This window comes from Polaribacter sp. (genome assembly GCF_024639685.1).
In the GTDB taxonomy this organism is placed as follows: domain Bacteria; phylum Bacteroidota; class Bacteroidia; order Flavobacteriales; family Flavobacteriaceae; genus Polaribacter.
In genome coordinates this window covers 70,544-91,471 of the sequence record NZ_JAHEHX010000001.1, presented here as the reverse complement: position 1 = coordinate 91,471, position 20,928 = coordinate 70,544, and the positions used below count along the sequence as shown (strand labels likewise).

The following is a 20,928-nucleotide window of genomic DNA, read 5'->3' as shown; positions in this document are numbered from 1 at the left end:
TAACCAAGCTTATGAATAATCAACAACAGAAATGGTTGTATCTTATTTTATTATCATTTGTTTGGGGTAGCTCCTTTATCTTAATGAAAAAAGCGTTAATAGATTTAACGCCTGTAAAAGTTGGTGTTTTAAGAATGCTTATTGCTGGTGTGTTTTTATTAGCATTAGGCTTTAAAAGCTTAAAGCAAATTAAAAGAAAACATTATAAGTATATTGTTTATACAGCTTTATTAGGTACTTTTTTTCCTGTATTCTTATTCGCTTTTGCTGTAAATGGTATAGATAGTTCAATTGCTTCTATTCTAAATTCTTTAACACCTTTAAATACTTTTATTTTTGGAGTTTTAGCTTTTGGATTAAAATTTAGAAAAAAGCAGTTGCTAGGTATAGTAATAGGTTTAATTGGTACAATTGTGCTTATTGTTAAAGGTGCAGATTTAAACCCTAATCAGAATTATTGGTTTACGTTATTAGTAGTAATAGCTTCTATTGGTTATGCTTTGAATGTGAATTTGGTAAAAAAACATTTGAGTGATGTAAGCGCTCTAAGTATTGTAACAGGTAATTTTTTGTTATTGGTAATACCAGCCTTTACAGTATTGTATTTTTCTGATTTTTTTGAAACAGTAGAATTTACAGAGGCTAAAACAAGTGCTTTAGGTTATGTAGCAGTTTTGGCAATTTTTGGAACAGGAATAGCAAAAGTTTTTTATAATAAAATGGTGCATTTGGCATCACCAATTTTTGCTTCTTCAGTAACTTATTTAATACCAATAGTCGCGGTTTTTTGGGGTATTTTAGATGGTGAGGAGTTAAGTGTTGTTCAGTTATTAGGAGGTTTAATTATTTTATTAGGCGTTTATTTACTAAACAGATCTAAATAAAAAAGAGCCAAAGTTTACAACTTTGACTCTTTTAAATAATGTATTAAAAAGATTTATTCAAAATCAGCGTCTGTAACGCCTTTATTTACTTTAATTTCTTTTACTTCAAAGTTTAAATCCATTGGTCCAGATTTAATCCCTACTGAATAAGGAAATAAAACCCCGTTAACCTTTTTATAGTTACCAAATGTAGTTGGTACTTTTACTTCTTTACCATCTGGAGTTTTTACAGTCTTTACTTCTTTAGCTTTTAAGCCAGTTTTTATATCGTAGAAAACTTCAGTATCATTAAACTGCACTACATAATAGTTTACGCCATCTATTGGCTCAATTCTATTTAAAGCACCTTTTTTGTATGCCATATCTGAAAATGGAACCAAGTTAGCTTTGGCTTCATCTATTTGAGCTTGTTGCATATCCATCTTCTGACCTCTAGCAGATTGGTAACCAGTTTCTCCGTTAAAAACAGATTTTTGCATTACGTTACCCATAACTGCAATTTCTTGCAATGTTTTATTTGGTGCAGATGATTTCATTGTCATCACTAAAGGTGTTCCTTGAATTGTAGCGTTAGAAACAATCATGGTAGTTTTTATAGCATCCACTTTATCTTTACCTCCAATAGCTTCAATATATTTATCTACTACATTTTCAGCAGTCATTCCTGCAGGAATTGGTAAAGTCATAGCTGGTTTTGTAGTAGGGTTACCTTCTTTGTCAAAATACTTAATTATATAATCTGTATTTTCTAAGTTTTTAAGAACATCTATACCTTTACCAGTAATTACAATTCTTGCTTGGTCTCCTCTAAAATATTTTATAGCAGCATTTTGTACATCATCTAATGTTACTGCTTTAATATTTTTAATATAGTTCTCATAAAAATCTTCAGGTAAGTTGTAACGCTCAATATTTAAAGCGAAATTAGCTACTGTTCTTGGTTTTTGAACATCCATTACAAAACCTCCAATATATTCTTCTTTAGAGTTTTCTAATTCTTCTGCAGATACTTTTTTGTATCGCATTTTATTAATTTCTTTTTGTAATTCAACAACAGAACTATCTGTTACCATGTTTCTAACACTTGCTGTAGCTCTAAAAGTTCCTGCATATCTATTTTGTCTTAAGCTAGAATAAGATCCATAAGTGTATCCTTTATCTTCTCTTAAGTTCATAAATAAACGAGCAGTACCACCACCACCTAAAATGTTGTTTGCTAAAAGTGCAGCATAATAATTGTCATCACCTAAAGTTAAATCTACATTGTTAATAATTGCAATTTCTGATTGAACTGCATTATCCATATTTACAAAGTTTATTTCGGTATTAGTAACGTTTTTAGTTTCTGGAATTTCATATGCAGGTATCTCTCCTTTTTGCCACCCAGAAAATAAATCTTTCACTAATGCTTTTGTCTTTTTAGGATCTATATCTCCTTCAATTACTAAGTATGCATTGTTAGGTTTATAGTAGGTGTTGTAGTTGTTAATTACATCTTTTAATGTAATTTTTTCAACACTTTCTTTTGATGTAAATTCACCAAAAGGATGATTTCTACCATACGTTAAAACGTTTTCAACTCTTCTTGCGGCAGCAGTAACACTTTTTTCGCCAGATTTTAAGTTGTCTAAAGTTATTTGTACTTCTTTATCAAATTCTTTTTTAGAAAACACTGGGTTTTGCATTCCATCTGCCATTAATCCTAAGATTTCTGGAAAGTATTTTGTTAAAGATGAACCAAAAGCACCTGAACTAAAAAAGCTAATGTTGGCGCCGTAAAAATCTACTTTTTCGTTAAACTCATCTTTAGAGATAGACTTTGTACCCCTACCCAATAAGCTTCCCATCATTCCAGAAACTCCAGCAATATCTCCTTCTAAATAAGGCTTATTGTCTATAGATAAGTTTGCAGACACTCTTGGTAATTTGTGGTTTTCTACCATAATTACTTTTAAGCCATTGTCTAAAGTAAATTTAATAGGCTTGCCTAGTTTTACTACAGGATCTGGCCCTGGTTTAGGCATTGTACTTCTATCTATTTGTGCATTAATAGCTACTGTTGTAAGAAATAGCGCTATTAACGATGCTATTTTTGTTTTCATAATTTATATCTTATTTTTAAACGAAATTCGAGGTTATTATTTTGCTTCTGGTAAATATTCTAAAAGTAATCTTTGATTTGGGTTTAGATATTTTTTAGCAACTTCTCTAATTTCTTCTCTAGTAATTGATCTAAAAATATCAATCTCTGTATTGATTAAATTAGTGTCTCCATATAAAACATTGTAACGCGCTAATGAGTTAGCTATACCTTCTACACTTGAGTTAGAGTTTACAAAGTTGTTTTCAAATTGATTTTGTAATTTCTGAAAATCTTTTTCTGAAATTAATTCAGTTTGCATTTTTACAATCTCTACATCTACTTCTGCAATAATATTTTTTAATTCAGTATCACCTTGTGGTAGTCCAAATAAAATATAAGTACCATAGTCTTCTTGGCTAGCATTTATTGCGCCAGCTTGTAAAGCCATCTTTTTTTCATCTACTAATTTTTTATATAATACAGAGCTTCTACCAGTGCTTAGGTAAGATGAAATCATGTCTAAAACTCTAGAATCTCTTGTTTTCATAGACGGAGTTCTGTAAGCAGCCATAATTGCAGGTATTTGAATGTTTGCATCATAGCCTTTAGCAGTCATTGCCTCAGTAATTGGGTCTTCTTTTGGAAAATTTCTTGTAATTTCTTCTCCTCTAGGGATTGGGCCAAAATAATCCTGAATCATTTTTTTAGCAGCAGCTTTATCAATATCACCAGCTACAACCAAAGTTGCATTGTTAGGCACATAGAATTTTTTGTTAAATGCCAAAAACTCTTCTAACGTTGCAGCATCTAAATCTTCCATTTTTCCAATTGTAGTTCCTTTGTAAGGATGTTTTTTAAAGATGTTCTCTTTTACATACTCTAAAAACTTAGAATAAGGTTGGTTGTCTACTCGTAATCTTTTTTCCTCTTTTACAACTTCATTTTGAGTATCTACACCATCTTGACCAATGATTGGATGTAAAAGGCGCTCAGACTCCATCCATAACCCTAACTCTAATTTGTTAGAAGGAAAGATTTCATAATAATAGGTTCTGTCATCTGTAGTGTTGGCATTATTTCTACCTCCATTAGATGAAACCATTTTAAACCATTCTCCTTTTTTAATGTTTTTAGTTCCTTCAAATAATAAATGTTCAAAGAAGTGAGCCATGCCTGTTCTACCTGGTTGTTCATCTTTTGCGCCTACATGATACATTACAGAAGTAACAACAACAGGTGCTGAGCTATCTTGATGCAATATTACATGCATTCCATTACTTAAATCATACTCTTCAAACTCTACTTGTTGTGCATTTGCAAAAAAAGCAAAGGCCAAAGCAGAAGCAAGAGATAAAATACTTTTCTTCATTGGATTTTTTATTTAATAATTTACATTGTTATTTGACGTTATTTTTTGAATATGTTACAAAAAACATCTTTTTTATCATTTATCAAAAATAACAAAGCTTAAATTAAAAACATAAAGAAATGAAAGGATTGTGTAACATTTCTTTATAATAGTATTCTTTATTGTTGATTAATAAAAAATATATATATTTGCATCCGCATTTTCAGTAAGTTAAATGCAATAAACAAGTATAAATACGCAAAACAAATAGTATGTACGCAATCGTAGAGATAGCAGGGCAGCAGTTTAAAGTAGCAAAAGACCAAAAAGTATACGTTCATCGTTTACAAGGAGAGGAAGGATCAAAAGTAACTTTTGATAATGTACTTTTACTAGACGAATCAGGTAATGTAACTATTGGCGCCCCAGCTATAGAAGGAGCATCAGTAACTGCTCAAATTTTAAGTCATCTTAAAGGTGATAAAGTAATTGTCTTCAAAAAGAAAAGAAGAAAAGGTTACAGAAAGAAAAATGGACACAGACAGTCTTTTAGTGAGATTCAAATTGAATCAATTTCTGCATCTGGTTCAAAGAAGGCAACAACCAAAAAAGCAACAACCAAAAAAGCAACAACTAAAAAAGCTGATGTAAAAGAGGTTGAAACTAAAGAAGAAACTAAAGCAGTAAAAGATTTTAGTTCTATGACAGTTGCAGAATTAAAAGTTGCAGCCAAAGAAGCTGGTATTAAAGGATATACTTCTTTAAAAAAGGCAGAATTAATTGATGCTTTAACTAAATAAAATTTCAATTTTAAAACCATAACATCATGGCACATAAAAAAGGAGTAGGTAGTTCGAAGAATGGTAGAGAATCAGAATCGAAACGACTTGGTGTAAAAATCTTTGGAGGACAAGCTGCAATAGCAGGAAACATTATCGTTCGTCAAAGAGGAACAACTCACAATCCAGGTGAAAACGTTTACATGGGTAAAGATCATACTTTACATGCAAAAGTTGACGGAATTGTTGAGTTTCAAAAGAAAAGAGATAATAGATCTTATGTATCTATTACTCCGTTTGAAGCATAAGAAATTAAGCTCAAACAGTTAATGTTTGGGCTTTTTTTATGTATTAAATAGTTTACCGACACTTAGCAGTATTTTGTATTTTTACATTTCATGAAGAATGTATACTGTGTGCTTGTTTCTCTTTCTAAATATCTTTTGATATTTTTAGCAAACTTCAATAAAAAATTAAAACTTTTTGTAGAGGGTAGAAAAGAAACATTCTCTAAAATTGCTGTTTTAAAAAATCATAAAACAATTTGGTTTCATGTAGCTTCTTTGGGCGAGTTTGAGCAAGCAAGACCAATCATAGAAGAATTAAAACAAACACTTAATAGTTATAAAATTTTAGTTACTTTTTTTTCTCCTTCAGGCTATGAAATTCGAAAAAATTACAAACTAGCAGATGTAATTTGCTATTTACCTTTAGATTCTAAGAAAAATGCCCAGCAGTTTTTAGAAATTGTAAATCCTAAAATGGCCATTTTTGTAAAGTATGAGTTTTGGCCAAATTTTCTTTATGAATTAAAAAGTAAAGAAATTCCTACATTATTAGTATCAGGAATATTAAGAGAAAATCAGTTGTTCTTTAAAAGTTATGGTAGCTTTATGCGAAATTCATTGCAAGCTTTTCATCATTTTTTTATGCAAAATGAGATATCTAGAGAGTTGCTAGCATCTATTAACTTAGAAAATGTAACTGTAGCTGGTGATACAAGGTTTGATCGTGTTTCAAAAATTTTACAACAAGATAATTCACTTGATTTCATCAGTCAGTTTAAAGATAATAAATACACAGTAGTCGCAGGTAGTACATGGCCTGAAGATGAAGAGTTATTAATTGATTACATCAATAATGATTCAGTAGAAAACGAAAAATTTATAATTGCTCCACATAATATTAACGATGAAGCAATTCAAAAACTTAAAAATTCTATTGTTAAAAAAACAGTACTTTTTTCTAATAAAGCCAATACGGGTTTAAAAGAATATCAAGTTTTTATTATTGACACCATTGGTATTTTAACCAAAATTTATGCAGCAGCAGATTTGGCTTATGTTGGTGGAGGTTTAAAAACAGGTTTGCATAATATTTTAGAACCTGCAACTTTCGGAATTCCTGTAATTATTGGTCATAAATTCGACAAGTTTAAAGAAGCTGTAGATTTGGTTGAAATTGGTGGATGTATTTCTATCCAAAATCAAAAAGAATTTACACAAAACTTAATACATTTAAGAGATGATAAAAATGATAGAACCTTAACTGGTACTATCAACAAAAAGTATATTAAAGATAATTTAGGAGCAACAGAATATATTATGAATTATTTAAATACTCATTTATAAATGGATTTTCTATTACAACCTTGGCCTTGGTTTATTGTTGGGCCATTAATAGCGTTATCGCTATTTCTTTATTTTTATTTTGGACAAAACTTTGGAGCATCAACCAATTTTGAAACTCTTTGTACAATGGCTGGTGCAGGTAAAGTGTCAGACTATTTTAAGAAAGATTGGAAACAGCGAGATTTTGCATTATTATTTGTGGTAGGTTTAATTATTGGTGGTTTTATATCGGCTTATTTCTTAGTACCAAATCCAACAATCGATTTAAACCCAATCACTGTTCAAAAGCTAACAGATTTAGGTTTTGCCAATGTTGGCGAAAGTTATTTTCCAGCAGAAATTTTTAGTGATGATGTTGTGTTCTCTCTAAAAGGATTTCTGATTTTAATACTTTCTGGAGTGTTAATTGGTTTTGGAACACGTTATGCAGGTGGTTGTACTTCTGGTCATGCAATTACAGGTTTAAGTAGTTTACAATTACCTTCTTTATTGGCTGTAATTGGCTTTTTTATAGGTGGTATCGTAGCAACATGGTTTATAATTCCAATATTATTTTAATTTTTTTAAAAAAAATATGCTGAACTTGATTCAATATCTATAATTTATACAAATGAAGAATATTAAATTTTTACTCTTAGGAATTTTCTTTGCAATAGTTTTAAGCAAATCTCAAGCAATTTCTTGGTACCGTTTTTACGAAATGTTTACGTTTCAATCTTTTCATATGTTTGGAATTATTGGTGGTGCAGTTGTAATTTCTGCTATAATAATGCAACTTTTTAAAAGCGGAAAGATAAAAGATATTAATGGTAACAAAATTGTACCCAAACCAAAAAAGAAAGGTGTTATAAGTACCGTTTTTGGAGGAACATTATTTGGTTTAGGGTGGGGTATTTCAGGGGCTTGTGCAGCACCTGTATTTGTAATTTTAGGTTTCAAATTTTTACCAGCTTTACTAATTTTAGTAGGTGCATTAATAGGGGCATTTATCTATGGTTTAATCGCTAAAAAATTACCTAATTAAATGAGCAAATTGGTAGATAATTTTGGTAGACAAATGGATTATGTGCGGTTGGCAGTTACTGATCGTTGTAATTTGCGTTGCCAATATTGTATGCCTGCTCATGGTATAAATATTGTACCAAGACAAGAATTACTCACGTTTAAAGAAATGTATCGTTTAATTCGTGTTTTAACAGAATTGGGCGTAAATAAAGTGCGTTTAACAGGTGGTGAGCCTTTTGTGCGTAGAGATTTTGTGGGTTTTTTAGAAATGCTGTCTTATAATGATTTGTTAGATGCTATAAATATTACTACAAATGGAGCGTTAATTTCTCATCATATTGATAAGATTGAAAAACTAGAAAAAGTAAAAAACATCAATTTAAGTATTGACAGTTTGCAAAGAGATAAGTTTGCAAAAATTACAAGAAGAGATGTGTTTCCAGAAGTGTACAAAACGTTTGAATTACTAGAACAAAGTAGCCTGAATCTAAAACTAAATGTTGTAGTTCAGTCTGGTTTTAATACTGATGAAATTGTCGATTTTGTAAAACTAACAAGAGATAAAAATGTTGCTGTACGTTTTATAGAAGAAATGCCTTTTAATGGAAAAGGGCAGAGAGACATGAAGGAAAATTGGACCTTCAATAAAATTTTAAATGAAGTAAAAACGGTGTTTTCTGTAGATGAAATTCAGTCAGAAAAGTCGTCTACATCTAGAAATTATAAAATAGACAATCATTTAGGAACTTTTGGAATTATACCTGCCTTTACAAGAACTTTTTGTAATGATTGTAACAGAATTAGAATCACATCTACAGGTACTTTTAAAAATTGTTTGTTTGATGATGGTGTTTTTAATCTGCGCGATTTTATAAGAAAAGGTGCTTCTAATAACGATTTAAAAGAATTGTTTTTATATTTAGTAAAAGACAAACCAGAAAATGGTTTTATAGCAGAAGCAAACCGTAAAAAAGGAAATGTTTCTGAAAGTATGAGCACAATTGGAGGCTAGTTCTGGTTTACAGTTGGTCGGCTAATTTTAATGCTTAAGTTCAAAAAATGGATAGAATTTTTTTTGAGGAAACTAAATCTACGAAAGGAATATTTGTTTTTATTCTAGCCATTATAATAGGAATTGTTACATTATTTATTGGATGGAAATAGTTCAAATTTCTAATGAGAAAAAGAGTTATGAATAATAAAAAAGTACAATACATAAAAAAAGAATTTAAAATTGATTTAACCTGGAAGCAAAGAATTTCATCTATGTTTTTTACGGCTATTATTTATGGAACAGTTTTGTTTCTATTTGATAGGAATCAAAACATAAACTCAATAATTTTTCAAGCAATCTTTTTTGGTGTTTTGTTTGTTTTGATATTTCCATGGGCTATGAAAAAAATGCTAGGGAAAAGAGTAAATAATATTGTACCTGAGTTATTAGATGAAGAAGAAATAGAAGATGAGATTTTTGCAAACTTATTTAGAGGTGTAGAAGGTGTTGGAGGTAAAATGTTTTTAACCAATCAGCGATTAATTTTCAAAAGTCATTCCCTAAATATTCAAAAAGCGCAAACCAATATTGAGTACTCAATTATAAGTTCAGTACAAAAAAGAAAAACTGCGAAATTGATAGATAATGGAATTAAAATAATTACAAAACAAAATACCGAATATGATTTTGTAGTTAATCATAGAGATGATGTATTAGTTAAAGTTCAGAATAAATTGAAATCATGATTTCAGTAAAAGAAGCAAAAAATATCATTCTAAATACCACTCAAGATTTTGGTGTAGAAGAAGTACCGTTTATAAAATCTGTAGGTAGAATTTTAAAAGAAGAGATTGTTGCAGATAGAGATTTTCCTCCATTCAATAGAGTTTCTATGGATGGAATTTGTATAGATTTCAAGATATTTCAAACTGAGCAAAGAGCTTTTAAGATAGAAGGCATTCAAGCTGCAGGAAATGAGCAAATAACACTTCAAAATTCAGAAAATTGTATTGAGGTAATGACAGGTGCAGTTTTGCCAAAAAATGCAAATACTGTAATTCGTTATGAAGATGTCGTTATAAAAAATGGAATTGCAACTATTGCAATAGATGAAGTATTCGACTTCCAAAACATCCATAAAAAAGGAAAAGATGGTAAATTTGGTGATACCTTAATTACAGAAAACACTAAAATTTCTGCTGCAGAGATTGGTGTTTTAGCAACAGTTGGTAAATCAAAGGTAAAAGTTGCAAAGCAACCTAAAGTGATGATTATTTCTACAGGAGATGAATTGGTTAGTGTAGCTGAAAACCCTTTAGCACATCAAATTAGAAGAAGTAACGTATTTACCTTAGTTTCTTTGCTAGAAAGTCTAAAAATAGATTCAGAAACAGCACACATTACAGATGATAAAGCCATACTTAAACAAAAGATTAAAATGTTTATCGAAAAAAATGATGTTTTGCTGTTTAGTGGAGCTGTAAGTAAGGGTAAATTTGATTTTTTACCAGAAGTTTTTGAAGAATTAGGTGTAGAAAAACTATTTCATAAAGTAGCTCAAAGACCAGGGAAACCTTTTTTCTATGGAAAAACTGCCAACTGTAATATATTCGGATTTCCTGGAAATCCAATTTCAACATTCGTTAATTGTTTGGCGTATTTTTATCCTTGGTATTACAAATCTATTGGTATAGAAATCAAGGAAGAAACAGCTATTTTAACTAAAGATGTGAGTTTTAAACCAAATTTAGAATACTTTTTACAAGTAAAATTAAGTTATAAATTCGGTCATACTTTGGCAACTCCAATTACTGGAAATGGTTCAGGAGATTTGGCAAGTTTGGTGCATGCAGATGCTTTTATTCATTTACCAAATGATAAAAACGAATTTAAAAAAGGTGAAAATTATCCTATAATTCGCTATCGCTTATGATATTTTTTAATGTTTCTGGAATAGAAGTTTTATTTAAAGTAATAGTTTTAAAAACTTCCTTTTCGACAGTAAAAGCCCTATGTCAGTTCGAGTGAATTTGTGAAGAATGAACAAATTTGTATCGAGAACAGTTTAAAAGTTATAGAATGAAAACCTATTTTGCATATATTTTAAAATGTTCTGATAAAACTTACTATACAGGAATTACCTCAAACTTAGAAAATCGATTTTATGAACATCAACAAGGAAAATATCAAGAAAGTTACACATACAAATGTAGGCCTTTACAATTGGTGTTTTATGTTGAATTCTCTGATGTAGAAATTGCTATTCATACAGAAAAGAGAATAAAGAAGTGGTCTAGAATCAAAAAGGAAGCATTAATTAATGATGAATATGAAAAACTTCCTAATTTAGCAAATAAGAAATTTAAGAAGTAAAAACTTCTCGATACAAAATTCTAGAAAAAAGAATTTCACTCGAAGAGACATTGTGTTATTTAGTTTGACTTTAGCAGTTGTCAGTTCGAGTGATTTTGATTTTTCATCGAAATTGTATTGAGAACATTATATAAAAAGGTAAAATGAGCAAATTCAGTCATTTAAATGATAAAAACAACCCTAAAATGGTAAATGTTTCTGACAAGAACATTACCAAAAGAACAGGCATTGCAAAAGCAACCATGTTTTTAGGAAAAGAGGTTATTGCTCATTTTACAAATGATGAGTTAATTACTAAAAAAGGGCCTGTTTTTCAAACCGCAATTATTGCAGGAATTCAAGGTGTTAAAAAGACGTCAGATTTAATTCCTATGTGTCATCCATTATTAATAAATGGTGTAGATATTGATATTCATATTACAGATGAAGAACATTTAGAAGTATTTTGTAAAGTAACGATTACAGGCAAAACAGGTGTAGAAATGGAAGCGTTAACTGGCGCAAATATTACTTGTTTAACCATATATGATATGTGTAAAAGCATCAGTCAAAAAATGGTGATTAAAGAGGTGAAATTAGTGGAAAAAACTGGAGGAAAATCTGATATTAAAAATGACTAAAAAACACAGCAAACATAAAAATTTGGTAAGAAGAAATAATGAAATTTATGCACCCAATGAAATTGCAATTTTAGGTGCAAAATGTGATATTATTTCAGATATAGTTTCTAAAGTTTCTAAAAATTTATCTAATTATAAATTGGCTTATTTTGATGCTTCACACGCAAAAAATGTGGAAGAAAATAAATTATCAGAATATGTTTTTCATCATGAAGGAAATTTACAAATTACAACTTCTGGATCTATAAATAAATACCAACAACGTTTAGATTTTGCACAGTTTGATTGTATTTTTATCAATGGTAATCATTACCAGGGAGCAAAGCAAATTTTAATTTTAGACGAAGCTAAAGAGGCCTCAGTTTTAAAAAGGTTAGATCAATTAGATAACATTCAGTTTATTATAAAACTGAACTCAAAAACCGAGTTTTTTGATTTTTTAGTGGAGAAATATCAAAATATTAAAAACAAAAGTTGTTACTCTTTAAATGACATTGATGCAATTTCTAATCACATCAATAATTTAATTCAAGAGAAAATTGCACCTGTAAAAGGTTTGGTTTTAGTTGGTGGTAAAAGTACAAGAATGGGATCAGATAAATCTGAACTCAATTATTTTGGAAAACCACAAAAAGAAGTTGCTAAACAACTACTAGAAGAGCATAATTTAAAAACTTTTTATTCCGTTCAAAAAGCAAAAAATGATTATGAAATTTCTGATAAATTTTTGAATCTTGGGCCTTTTGGAGGCATATGTTCTGCCTTTCAAAAAAATCCAAATTCAGCTTGGTTTGTTTTAGCTACAGATGTGCCTTTTGTGAACGATGAAATTATTAAATTGGTTTTAAAGCATAGAAATCCATCTAAAGTTGCAACTGCAATAAAAGGTAAAACCAAAGATTTTGTAGAACCTTTAATTACAATATACGAACCTAGAGCCTATCCTATTTTATTACAATATTTAGCTCAGGGTTATTCTTGTCCACGTAAAATGTTGATTAATTCTGATGTGGAAATTATAGAAATAGAAGATGATTTTATCAGAAATATAAATACACCTGAAGAATATGAAGCTGCAAAAAGTGAAATAAATAATTAACAAGTTTTCGATACAAAATTTCTGAAAAAGAAATCACACTCGAACTGACAATGAGTTTATCAGTTCGACTGATTTCGGTTCTTTAGAAATAGTATCTAGAACTACTTGAAATAATAATGAATAAAAACCAACTTTTTAAACGTCAAATTACTTTATCAGAAATAGGTGAAGTTGGCCAACAAAAACTACAAGATGCATCTGTTTTGGTAGTGGGTTGTGGAGGTTTAGGTAGCCCAATTGCAGTGTATTTAGCTTCAAGTGGTGTTGGTAAAATCCATTTAGTAGATTTTGATATTGTTGCTATTTCTAATTTACACAGACAAGTTTTTTACACCTTAAATGATGTAGAAAAACCAAAAGCAGCCACTTTACGTAAGTTTATACTAGAAAGAGCGCCTTTTACAGAGGTTGAAATTACCAATGAAGCCATTACAAAAGACAATGTTTTTAAGTTGATAGATAGTGTAGATATTGTAGTTGATGCTACAGATTCCTTACCAATTAAATATTTGTTGAATGATGCTTGTGTTGTTAAACAAAAACCTTTGGTGTATGGTTCTCTGTATAAATTTGATGGTTATGTAGCTACCTTTAACATGTTGCAAAAAGATGGAAGTTATTCAGCAAATTTAAGAGATGCATTTCCTGAAATGGCTACAGACATTCCTAATTGTGAAGAGGCAGGAACGTTAAATGCTATTGTTGGATTGATTGCTACAGCTCAAGTAAATGAGGTTTTAAAAATTATTACAGGTGTTGGAAAACCGTTAACGAATGAATTATTAATATATAATTCTTTACAAAACACACAGTTAAAAATGAAGTTGAAATCTATTTTTAATAAAGAACAAATTACAAAAATCTTTAAGATGCAGACCTATGTAGATGCAGCTTGCGCAAACCAAAACCTTGATTGGCAAATTTCACCTGAAATTTTAAAATCAAAATTGGGTGATGAAAACTTAGAGATAATTGCTGTTTTAAATAATTTAAAATTGCCTTTCGAAGTGAATCAAACCATACATATTAATAATTTTGATGCAGAAAAAATAACTGTAGATTTTAATAAAACCTATGTGATGGTCTGTCAGAGAGGGTTAAACAGTTACAGAGCTACAGAAATACTAAAGAAAAAATATCCAGAATTAAAAGTATTGAATTTAACTGGCGGAATTTCTAAATATTAGTTTTCCACTCCAGACTTTCCATCAATTTTAAAATATCTTCTTTAATGTAAGCAACTGCTGGTAAAATAGAATCATAATTTGGCTTAGCATAAAAATACAAAGACCCTTTTATAAAATTATTTGTGCTATCTGTGGCATGAAATTGTAAGTGAGAAGCTGCATTCCCTGTAATTTCATACAAACTTCCATAAACGCTGTTTTCATCATTTATAAAATCTCTTGGAATTATCTGCTCTGCTTTTACAGCATGTTTAAAGACTAATTTTTCTGCTTCAGTTAAGAGTTCTACTAAATTATTTTTTACAGGTCTGTAGGTAATATCTATAGATGCTTTTAAGTTCGGGTATTTTATTTTTAACCAATTGTTTTTCTCGTTAACGATAATGCTTTGTGTAGGAATCTTAAATTGGTAAGGACGCTTAACAGTAAGTTCTTTATATTGATTATTGGGGTATTCTAAACTCAAATAACCTTGAGGTTTTGGTAATACGTCATCTTTACAAGATGTGGTTATTACCAAACTTAAACTTAAAAATAAACCTACTAAAAATCGATTATACATTTCTTGTTGCTTTAACTTGTTTTATGCGTTTTTTATCTAACGCTTCAATAGTAAACGTATAGTTCTTAAAGTTTATTTTTTCTCCTTTTTTAGGAAACTTTCCAGAAATTTCTAAAATAAAACCAGCTAAAGTTTCGCTTTCACCTTTTTCTTTTTCAAATATCTCCTCATCTTCATCATCTAAAACTTTACAGAAATCTTTAATGGTGGTTTTGCCTTCGAATATGTAATTGTTTTCATCTATTTTAGAATATTGCAGGTCATCATCATCAAACTCATCGTTTATATCACCAACAATTTCCTCAATAACATCTTCTAAAGTAACCAAACCACTTGTACCTCCATATTCGTCTACCACTATTGCCAAATGATTTTTTCGATCTCTAAAATCGTCTAATAAATCATCTAACTTTTTGTTTTCTGGTACAAAAAAGGCTTCTCTTAATAAAGATTGCCATTTAAAATTTTTCTTATTTAAATGTGCCAGTAAATCTTTGGCATATAAAACTCCAATAATATTATCTATATTTTCTTTATAAACAGGATTTCGAGAATAGCCATTTTCAAGAATTTTAGTTAGAACATTTTCATAAGCTTCTTCATTAGAAAGTGCAAAAATATCTATTCTTGGTTTCATAATTTGCACAGTTTCTGTGTTTCCAAAATTTACAATTCCTTCTAATATTTTTTGTTCGTCTTTGGTTGTTGCACCTTCAGAAGTAAGCTCTAAAGCTTGTGATAGTGTTTCTACAGAAAAGTTTGAATTTTTACTACCTAGTTTCTTTTCAATGAATTTAGTTATTGAAATTAAAGGAAGACTAAAGGGAGTTAATAGACTATCTACAAAATGAATAAATTTAGACATATTTTTAGAAAAGCGTAAGGCATTTCTAGAGGCATAAACTTTAGGTAAAACTTCACCAAATAATAAAATTAAAAAAGTAACTAAAACTATTTCTATTAAAAAACGAATAGAAATAGTTAAATAAGATAAGTCTATTTCATAGTTGAAACCTTCAAATAAAGTTTCAGCTAAAGAAGCAAATAACAATACAATTAAAATATTAATAAAATTATTTGTTATTAAAATTGTTGCCAATAGTTTTCTAGGTTTCTCTAATAAAGTTACAATTATGATTGCTTCTTTATTATCGTCAGAAAGTTTATTTAGATCTGTTTGAGATAGCGAAAAAAAAGCAACTTCAGTCCCAGAAATTAAAGCTGAGCCTATGAATAGAAAAACAAGGGCAATTGTGTTTAAGATTGTTCCAAGATCAATTGTAGAGAGTAATAGTAAAGGCCCAGGATCTGAATCCAATTATAAAGTTTTTTAATTAAAATGGTAAATCGTCATTTTCTTTTTCTGAAATTTTGGGTTTAAGAGGTTCAGAAATAGAATTTTGTTGTGTTATTGATTGAGGTGAATCTGGATTTCGTTTTGTAGAAAGCATTGTCATTTCATTTACTTGTACTTCTGTAGCATAACGTTTAATTCCATCTTGTTCCCATTGTTTATTTTTAAGCTTTCCTTCAAGGTAAACTTTGTCTCCTTTTGTTAAGTATTTTTCGCACACCTTAGCAAGGCCATTTCTAACTACAATATTATGCCAATCTGTATTTGTAATTTTTTCTCCTGTCTGTTTATTGGTGTAACTTTCTGAAGTGGCAATGGGAAAACGACCCACACAATTTTGATCATCAAAATAATGCATTTTTACTTCATCTCCTAAGTTACCTATTAAAATTACTTTGTTTATCGTTCCAGCCATAGCTTGTTTATTTCTTACTCAAATGTACTAAAAAAAATGATTATTTTTCGAGTTTATATGCTTCAAGAAAATTAGCAATTAAAACTGGTACAGGAAAATTTTCTATTTCATTCCATGATATATTTGCAGTTTTCTCTTCATCTGTTTCAATTACCCAAAACTGTGTATATAAATGTTGATGTGATAGTTTATGTACAATATCCTTTTTATTAAATAATGATATTGATACATCATTTGAGAAAAGTGTATTGAAATCTTTTGATGAAATTAATTCTTCTTTATTAATAATCTTATTGCTTTCAATTAATGGAAATTGATATAAACCTTGCCAAATTCCTTTTCCTTTTCTTTCTGATAAGATAGTTTTGTTTTCTTTTGTTTTTAGAACAAGGTAATTAAAGTAGCGTTTTTTAACTTTTATCTTTTTTTCTTTAACAGGTAAAACACCTATTAAGTTTTTTTGAAGTGCCACACAACTTTCAGATAATGGGCAGAACATACAAAGGGGTTTTTTTGGTTTGCATTGTATGGCGCCAAAATCCATAATTGCTTGATTAAAAGTTCCGGGTTGTGAAGAGTCAATTAATTTTTGTGCAAGTTCTTTAAACTCTTTAATTCCTTTAGACGAGTTTATTGGAGTATCAATACCAAAATACCTAGAAAGTATTCTGTATACATTGCCATCTACAACGGCTGTTGGTTCATTAAATGCTATAGACGCAATAGCAGAAGCTGTATAATCTCCAATACCTTTAAGTTTTATAATCTCTTTAAATGAGTCAGGAAACTCTCCATTAAGTTCTAGGGCAATTTTTTTTGCGGAGAAATGTAAATTTCTAGCTCTAGAGTAATACCCTAAGCCTTGCCACATCTTTAAAACTGTACTTTCTTCGGCTTTTGCAAGTTCAAAAACTGTTGGGAAAGTTGCTGTAAAGTTTAAATAATAATCCAAACCTTGGGCAACCCTGGTTTGTTGAAGCATGATTTCTGATAACCAAATGAAATAAGGGTTTTTAGTTTTACGCCAAGGCAAATCTCTTTTATTTTGTAAGTACCAGTAAATTATAGTGTTAGAAAATTTCATCGTTTTAAAATAGTTTTACAAAATTACATTTTAAAATTCATATAAATTTAAGTCTTAATGTTTTCGGAATTGATTAATTATCATATATTTGCATCCGCATTTTTGAAATAAAATAAATAAGAATACAGAAAAAATAGAAACATGACGAAAGCAGATATCGTATCAAAAATATCAGATAAATCAGGAATTGAAAAAGCAGATGTTTTAGCAACAGTTGAGGCATTTATGACTGAGGTTAAGGATGCATTAGAAAGTGGTAATAATGTTTATTTAAGAGGTTTTGGTAGTTTCATTATCAAAACTAGAGCAGAGAAAACAGGTAGAAATATATCTAAAAATACAACTATTAAGATTCCAGCTCATAATATACCAGCTTTTAAACCAGCCAAAACTTTTACAGAAGGAGTAAAAAATAAGGTAGCTGTTAAATAATAAAATATTAATCAAAACCGTTAAAGGTTTGCAAAACACTAGAATTTATGCCAAGTGGTAAAAAAAGAAAGAGAGCTAAAATCTCTACGCACAAAAGAAAGAAAAGAGCTAGAGCTAATAGACACAAGAATAAGTAAGCGTTTGCTTACTTTTTCGTTTATTGTTTAAAAACAATACACAAGTTCATTGACATCGAGGTTACACAAACCTCAAACGGTATTATAAATACCTGACAATATTAATCCATCTGTACAAAAAATGTACAGTGTTAAAACCAGTTCAGTATGAAAACAGAATTAATAATTCGAACAAATTCATCTGATATTGATTTTGCCTTATTAAGAGATGGAAAACTTATTGAATTAAATAATGAAACAACCGATAATAAATTCTCTGTTGGCGATATTTTTTTAGCCAAAATAGGAAAGGTGTTAACGGGCTTAAACGCTTCCTTCGTGAATGTTGGTTACCCAAAAGACGGGTTTCTGCACTACCACGATTTAGGGGCGCAAGTAAATTCATTAAATACATTCATTAAGAAAGTAAGCACAGGTAGGTATAAAGAATTCACTTTAAAAAACTTCCGAAAGGAAGTAGACATCAACAAAGACGGTAGTATTAAAGATGTATTAAAAACAGGTCAAAACCTTTTAGTACAAATAGTAAAAGAACCCATTTCTACAAAAGGACCTAGATTAAGTTCTGAGTTATCTATAGCAGGTAGATTTTTGGTTTTAGTTCCTTTTTCGAATAGAGTTTCTGTTTCACAAAAAATAGAAGACCCGAAAGAAAAAGAACGTTTAAAAAGATTAGCAAAAAGCATTAAACCTAAAGGGTTTGGTGTTATTTTAAGAACTGTTGCTGAAGGTAAAAAAGTTGCAGAATTAGATAAAGATTTACAAAATTCCTTAGAGCGTTGGAAGACAATGTGTAAGAGAATACCAAACACAAACACTCCAACAAAAATTTTAAGCGAGTTAAACAGAGCATCATCTATTTTAAGAGATGTTATGAATGAATCTTTCACTAATATTGTAACAAATGATGAGACCCTTAACGTAGAAATAAAAGAGTATTTACAAGAAATTTATCCCGAAAAAGAAAAGATTGTAAAACTTCACAATTCTACAATTCCAATTTTTGAAAAATATGGAATAGAAAGACAAATTAAAACGTCGTTTGGAAAAACAGTTTCTATGAGCAAAGGTGCCTATTTAGTTATAGAGCATACAGAAGCTTTACACGTTATTGATGTTAATAGCGGAAACAGATCTAACAAAGCAGGTTCTCAAGAAGATACAGCATTAGAAGTAAACTTAATTTCTGCCACAGAAATTGCACGTCAATTACAATTGCGTGACATGGGTGGTATTATAGTAGTTGATTTTATTGATATGCATAAAGCTGAAAATAGAAATAAATTATTTCAGCATCTGAAAGAGCAAATGGCTTTAGACAGAACAAAACACAAAATTTTACCACCAACTAAATTTGGGTTAGTGCAAATTACAAGACAAAGGGTTAGACCTGAGTTAAGTATAAAAACTACCGAGCCAAATCCGAATAAAGATGGTCAAGTAGAAGCTCCTATTGTTTTATTAGATAAAATAGAGGCTGATTTAGAAAAATTCATTTCTAAATTAGAGCGCAGCAAATCAACCAATAAGAAGATTCAATTACATATTCATCCTTTTATTGCTGCTTATTTAACTAAAGGAGTAAATTCAGTTCGTTTTAAGTGGTACTTAAAACACAAAAAGTGGATTACAATTATACCTAGAGATGCTTACACATATTTATATTATAAATTTAACGCTGCTAAACAGCAAAATTAAAATATAATAAGGCAATAATTTTTTATCAAAAAACCCACAACTAAAAAAGTTGTGGGTTTTTCTATTTTTATAAACTCTGATTTTAATTATTTTTCTTTAATTAAATACATATAAACAGGATAGTGATCTAAATATCCTCCAGTATAACCACCATAAGAAAAGCTTCTAAATGTACACCATTAGATATTAACAATTTTAGTGTGGTTGTAGAAGAAGATTTTGATTCTGGTGAAGACAATTCTACTTTTAACTTTCCAGGTTGGACTAACTTCGCAGAAGAAGATAGCGAATTATGGTCAGAGCAAGTTTTTAGTGGAAATGGTTATGCAGAGTTTAGTACATTTAGATCTGGAGATGATGTAAATATTGGTTGGTTAATATCTCCTGGTATAGACATGGACTCACAAACTAACGAGTTTTTAAACTTTCAGGTAGCACAACATCACTTAGATTCTGTAGATAATACGTTAGAATTGTTTGTTTCTACGGATTATGATGGCTCTAATGTTACAGCCGAAATTTGGCAACCAGTTTCTGCAAATTTACCTGTACCAAGTGATTCTTGGTATGCATTTAAAGATTCTGGTTTAGTAGATTTATCTACGTACACAGGTACACTTTATGTAGGTTTTAAAGTAACAGGTTCAGGTAATGACAGTACTTTAGATGGAGCATATATGATAGATGATTTTAAAGTTTTAGCACAGTAAGCTAACTTTTTTAAATAAATATAAAACCAGTAAAGTTTTCTTTACTGGTTTTTTTATTTTTACATTATGAATAAGATAGAGCACATAGGTATTGCAGTTAAAGATTTAGAAAAATCAAATAAAGTATTTGCCTCACTTTTTGGTGAAGAACATTATAAAGTAGAAGAAGTCTTATCAGAAGGTGTTAAAACCTCTTTCTTTAAAACAGGCCCTAATAAAATTGAGCTTTTAGAAGCTACAAATCCAGAAAGTCCAATCGCAAAATTTATAGCAAAAAAAGGTGAGGGAATTCATCATATTGCATTTGCAGTAGATGATATATTAAGCGAAATTAAGCGTTTAAAAGAAGAAGGATTTATCGTTTTAAATGAGGAGCCAAAAAAGGGTGCAGACAATAAATTAGTTGCCTTTTTGCATCCTAAATCTACAAATGGAGTACTAATAGAATTGTGTCAAGAAATCAAATAGTTAAAATACTGCAAACTCTTCTTAACAACTGATTTCTAATTATTATCTTGCAATCGATTAAACTT

General features: G+C 29.7%; 23 protein-coding genes. 17 read left to right on the top strand and 6 right to left on the bottom strand.

Features of this window, described 5'->3' with window-relative positions; translation table 11 throughout:
- The first annotated feature begins 11 nt into the window (after window positions 1–11).
- On the top strand, window positions 12–884 hold the full coding sequence (locus Q0L44_RS00430) for an EamA family transporter (RefSeq protein WP_296633782.1): 873 nt from the start codon (window positions 12–14) through the stop codon (window positions 882–884).
- A 53-nt stretch (window positions 885–937) separates the two neighbouring features.
- Here the strand turns inward: Q0L44_RS00430 and Q0L44_RS00425 are convergent, their stop codons facing one another.
- Window positions 938–2,986 (bottom strand): pitrilysin family protein, encoded by a 2,049-nt coding sequence (locus tag Q0L44_RS00425; protein WP_296633781.1) that lies wholly within the window; start codon window positions 2,984–2,986, stop codon window positions 938–940.
- 36 nt (window positions 2,987–3,022) lie between these two features.
- Window positions 3,023–4,336: a pitrilysin family protein gene (locus tag Q0L44_RS00420; protein WP_296633778.1), complete on the bottom strand. Its 1,314-nt coding sequence runs from the start codon at window positions 4,334–4,336 to the stop codon at window positions 3,023–3,025.
- Window positions 4,337–4,587: 251 nt separating this feature from the next.
- Between Q0L44_RS00420 and rplU the strand changes: the two genes are divergently transcribed.
- The 12 genes from rplU to Q0L44_RS00360 all read left to right on the top strand — a co-directional run bounded on the left by rplU (window position 4,588) and on the right by Q0L44_RS00360 (window position 14,003).
- Complete coding sequence (rplU, locus tag Q0L44_RS00415; RefSeq protein ID WP_296633777.1) at window positions 4,588–5,115, top strand: 50S ribosomal protein L21; 528 nt, start codon at window positions 4,588–4,590, stop codon at window positions 5,113–5,115.
- A gap of 26 nt (window positions 5,116–5,141) precedes the next feature.
- Window positions 5,142–5,402, top strand: a complete 261-nt coding sequence (gene rpmA, locus Q0L44_RS00410; RefSeq protein ID WP_208080109.1) for a 50S ribosomal protein L27 — start codon at window positions 5,142–5,144, stop codon at window positions 5,400–5,402.
- Between the two features lie 90 nt (window positions 5,403–5,492).
- The gene (locus Q0L44_RS00405; RefSeq protein ID WP_296633769.1) at window positions 5,493–6,725 is read left to right on the top strand and encodes a glycosyltransferase N-terminal domain-containing protein; all 1,233 of its coding nucleotides are present in this window, start codon (window positions 5,493–5,495) and stop codon (window positions 6,723–6,725) included.
- Window positions 6,726–7,283, top strand: a complete 558-nt coding sequence (locus tag Q0L44_RS00400) for a YeeE/YedE thiosulfate transporter family protein (protein WP_296633766.1) — start codon at window positions 6,726–6,728, stop codon at window positions 7,281–7,283.
- Between the two features lie 52 nt (window positions 7,284–7,335).
- A complete protein-coding gene (locus Q0L44_RS00395; protein WP_296633764.1) occupies window positions 7,336–7,749 on the top strand; it encodes a YeeE/YedE thiosulfate transporter family protein in 414 nt (137 codons plus the stop codon).
- On the top strand, window positions 7,750–8,742 hold the full coding sequence (gene moaA, locus Q0L44_RS00390) for a GTP 3',8-cyclase MoaA (RefSeq protein ID WP_296633761.1): 993 nt from the start codon (window positions 7,750–7,752) through the stop codon (window positions 8,740–8,742).
- A gap of 179 nt (window positions 8,743–8,921) precedes the next feature.
- Window positions 8,922–9,470, top strand: a complete 549-nt coding sequence (locus Q0L44_RS00385) for a GRAM domain-containing protein (RefSeq protein ID WP_296633758.1) — start codon at window positions 8,922–8,924, stop codon at window positions 9,468–9,470.
- A complete protein-coding gene (locus Q0L44_RS00380; protein ID WP_296633755.1) occupies window positions 9,467–10,657 on the top strand; it encodes a molybdopterin molybdotransferase MoeA in 1,191 nt (396 codons plus the stop codon). The genes Q0L44_RS00385 and Q0L44_RS00380 overlap by 4 nt, the downstream gene beginning before the upstream one ends.
- 146 nt (window positions 10,658–10,803) lie before the next feature.
- The gene (locus tag Q0L44_RS00375; RefSeq protein ID WP_296633752.1) at window positions 10,804–11,097 is read left to right on the top strand and encodes a GIY-YIG nuclease family protein; all 294 of its coding nucleotides are present in this window, start codon (window positions 10,804–10,806) and stop codon (window positions 11,095–11,097) included.
- 143 nt (window positions 11,098–11,240) lie between these two features.
- Window positions 11,241–11,717: a cyclic pyranopterin monophosphate synthase MoaC gene (gene moaC, locus Q0L44_RS00370; protein WP_296633750.1), complete on the top strand. Its 477-nt coding sequence runs from the start codon at window positions 11,241–11,243 to the stop codon at window positions 11,715–11,717.
- The gene (locus Q0L44_RS00365; protein ID WP_296633748.1) at window positions 11,710–12,816 is read left to right on the top strand and encodes an NTP transferase domain-containing protein; all 1,107 of its coding nucleotides are present in this window, start codon (window positions 11,710–11,712) and stop codon (window positions 12,814–12,816) included. Before moaC ends, Q0L44_RS00365 begins: the two co-directional genes overlap by 8 nt.
- Before the next feature lie 116 nt (window positions 12,817–12,932).
- Window positions 12,933–14,003 (top strand): HesA/MoeB/ThiF family protein, encoded by a 1,071-nt coding sequence (locus Q0L44_RS00360; RefSeq protein ID WP_296633745.1) that lies wholly within the window; start codon window positions 12,933–12,935, stop codon window positions 14,001–14,003.
- Here the strand turns inward: Q0L44_RS00360 and gldD are convergent.
- Genes gldD through mutY form a run of 4 tightly spaced genes read right to left on the bottom strand, consistent with a single transcriptional unit; the run spans window position 13,993 to window position 17,418 of the window.
- A complete protein-coding gene (gldD, locus tag Q0L44_RS00355) occupies window positions 13,993–14,565 on the bottom strand; it encodes a gliding motility lipoprotein GldD (protein WP_296633744.1) in 573 nt (190 codons plus the stop codon). The two genes, Q0L44_RS00360 and gldD, sit on opposite strands and share 11 nt — an antisense overlap.
- Complete coding sequence (gldE, locus tag Q0L44_RS00350) at window positions 14,558–15,883, bottom strand: gliding motility-associated protein GldE (protein ID WP_296633742.1); 1,326 nt, start codon at window positions 15,881–15,883, stop codon at window positions 14,558–14,560. Before gldE ends, gldD begins: the two co-directional genes overlap by 8 nt.
- 16 nt (window positions 15,884–15,899) lie before the next feature.
- The gene (gene ssb, locus Q0L44_RS00345) at window positions 15,900–16,334 is read right to left on the bottom strand and encodes a single-stranded DNA-binding protein (RefSeq protein ID WP_296633741.1); all 435 of its coding nucleotides are present in this window, start codon (window positions 16,332–16,334) and stop codon (window positions 15,900–15,902) included.
- A 40-nt stretch (window positions 16,335–16,374) separates the two neighbouring features.
- Window positions 16,375–17,418, bottom strand: coding sequence for an A/G-specific adenine glycosylase (gene mutY, locus Q0L44_RS00340; protein ID WP_296633739.1), 1,044 nt, complete (start codon window positions 17,416–17,418; stop codon window positions 16,375–16,377).
- Window positions 17,419–17,559: 141 nt separating this feature from the next.
- Between mutY and Q0L44_RS00335 the strand changes: the two genes are divergently transcribed.
- The 4 genes from Q0L44_RS00335 (at window position 17,560) to mce (ending at window position 20,863) form a co-directional block, all read left to right on the top strand.
- Complete coding sequence (locus tag Q0L44_RS00335) at window positions 17,560–17,850, top strand: HU family DNA-binding protein (RefSeq protein WP_296633737.1); 291 nt, start codon at window positions 17,560–17,562, stop codon at window positions 17,848–17,850.
- Between the two features lie 284 nt (window positions 17,851–18,134).
- Window positions 18,135–19,685, top strand: a complete 1,551-nt coding sequence (locus Q0L44_RS00330; RefSeq protein ID WP_296633735.1) for a ribonuclease E/G — start codon at window positions 18,135–18,137, stop codon at window positions 19,683–19,685.
- Window positions 19,686–19,885: 200 nt separating this feature from the next.
- A complete protein-coding gene (locus tag Q0L44_RS00325; protein WP_296633733.1) occupies window positions 19,886–20,395 on the top strand; it encodes a hypothetical protein in 510 nt (169 codons plus the stop codon).
- Between the two features lie 66 nt (window positions 20,396–20,461).
- Window positions 20,462–20,863 carry a methylmalonyl-CoA epimerase gene (gene mce, locus Q0L44_RS00320; RefSeq protein WP_296633732.1) on the top strand — a complete coding sequence of 134 codons (402 nt, stop codon included), beginning with the start codon at window positions 20,462–20,464 and terminating at the stop codon, window positions 20,861–20,863.
- Window positions 20,864–20,928 lie beyond the last annotated feature (65 nt).

What these genes read in the sequence shown, in the direction of transcription:
- Q0L44_RS00430 (WP_296633782.1), top strand. Translation starts at nt 12, where the DNA reads ATGAATAATCAACAACAGAAATGGTTGTATCTTATTTTATTATCATTT.
- Q0L44_RS00425 (WP_296633781.1), bottom strand. Translation starts at nt 2,986, where the DNA reads ATGAAAACAAAAATAGCATCGTTAATAGCGCTATTTCTTACAACAGTA.
- Q0L44_RS00420 (WP_296633778.1), bottom strand. Translation starts at nt 4,336, where the DNA reads ATGAAGAAAAGTATTTTATCTCTTGCTTCTGCTTTGGCCTTTGCTTTT.
- rplU (WP_296633777.1), top strand. Translation starts at nt 4,588, where the DNA reads ATGTACGCAATCGTAGAGATAGCAGGGCAGCAGTTTAAAGTAGCAAAA.
- rpmA (WP_208080109.1), top strand. Translation starts at nt 5,142, where the DNA reads ATGGCACATAAAAAAGGAGTAGGTAGTTCGAAGAATGGTAGAGAATCA.
- Q0L44_RS00405 (WP_296633769.1), top strand. Translation starts at nt 5,493, where the DNA reads ATGAAGAATGTATACTGTGTGCTTGTTTCTCTTTCTAAATATCTTTTG.
- Q0L44_RS00400 (WP_296633766.1), top strand. Translation starts at nt 6,726, where the DNA reads ATGGATTTTCTATTACAACCTTGGCCTTGGTTTATTGTTGGGCCATTA.
- Q0L44_RS00395 (WP_296633764.1), top strand. Translation starts at nt 7,336, where the DNA reads ATGAAGAATATTAAATTTTTACTCTTAGGAATTTTCTTTGCAATAGTT.
- moaA (WP_296633761.1), top strand. Translation starts at nt 7,750, where the DNA reads ATGAGCAAATTGGTAGATAATTTTGGTAGACAAATGGATTATGTGCGG.
- Q0L44_RS00385 (WP_296633758.1), top strand. Translation starts at nt 8,922, where the DNA reads ATGAATAATAAAAAAGTACAATACATAAAAAAAGAATTTAAAATTGAT.
- Q0L44_RS00380 (WP_296633755.1), top strand. Translation starts at nt 9,467, where the DNA reads ATGATTTCAGTAAAAGAAGCAAAAAATATCATTCTAAATACCACTCAA.
- Q0L44_RS00375 (WP_296633752.1), top strand. Translation starts at nt 10,804, where the DNA reads ATGAAAACCTATTTTGCATATATTTTAAAATGTTCTGATAAAACTTAC.
- moaC (WP_296633750.1), top strand. Translation starts at nt 11,241, where the DNA reads ATGAGCAAATTCAGTCATTTAAATGATAAAAACAACCCTAAAATGGTA.
- Q0L44_RS00365 (WP_296633748.1), top strand. Translation starts at nt 11,710, where the DNA reads ATGACTAAAAAACACAGCAAACATAAAAATTTGGTAAGAAGAAATAAT.
- Q0L44_RS00360 (WP_296633745.1), top strand. Translation starts at nt 12,933, where the DNA reads ATGAATAAAAACCAACTTTTTAAACGTCAAATTACTTTATCAGAAATA.
- gldD (WP_296633744.1), bottom strand. Translation starts at nt 14,565, where the DNA reads ATGTATAATCGATTTTTAGTAGGTTTATTTTTAAGTTTAAGTTTGGTA.
- ssb (WP_296633741.1), bottom strand. Translation starts at nt 16,334, where the DNA reads ATGGCTGGAACGATAAACAAAGTAATTTTAATAGGTAACTTAGGAGAT.
- mutY (WP_296633739.1), bottom strand. Translation starts at nt 17,418, where the DNA reads ATGAAATTTTCTAACACTATAATTTACTGGTACTTACAAAATAAAAGA.
- Q0L44_RS00335 (WP_296633737.1), top strand. Translation starts at nt 17,560, where the DNA reads ATGACGAAAGCAGATATCGTATCAAAAATATCAGATAAATCAGGAATT.
- Q0L44_RS00330 (WP_296633735.1), top strand. Translation starts at nt 18,135, where the DNA reads ATGAAAACAGAATTAATAATTCGAACAAATTCATCTGATATTGATTTT.
- mce (WP_296633732.1), top strand. Translation starts at nt 20,462, where the DNA reads ATGAATAAGATAGAGCACATAGGTATTGCAGTTAAAGATTTAGAAAAA.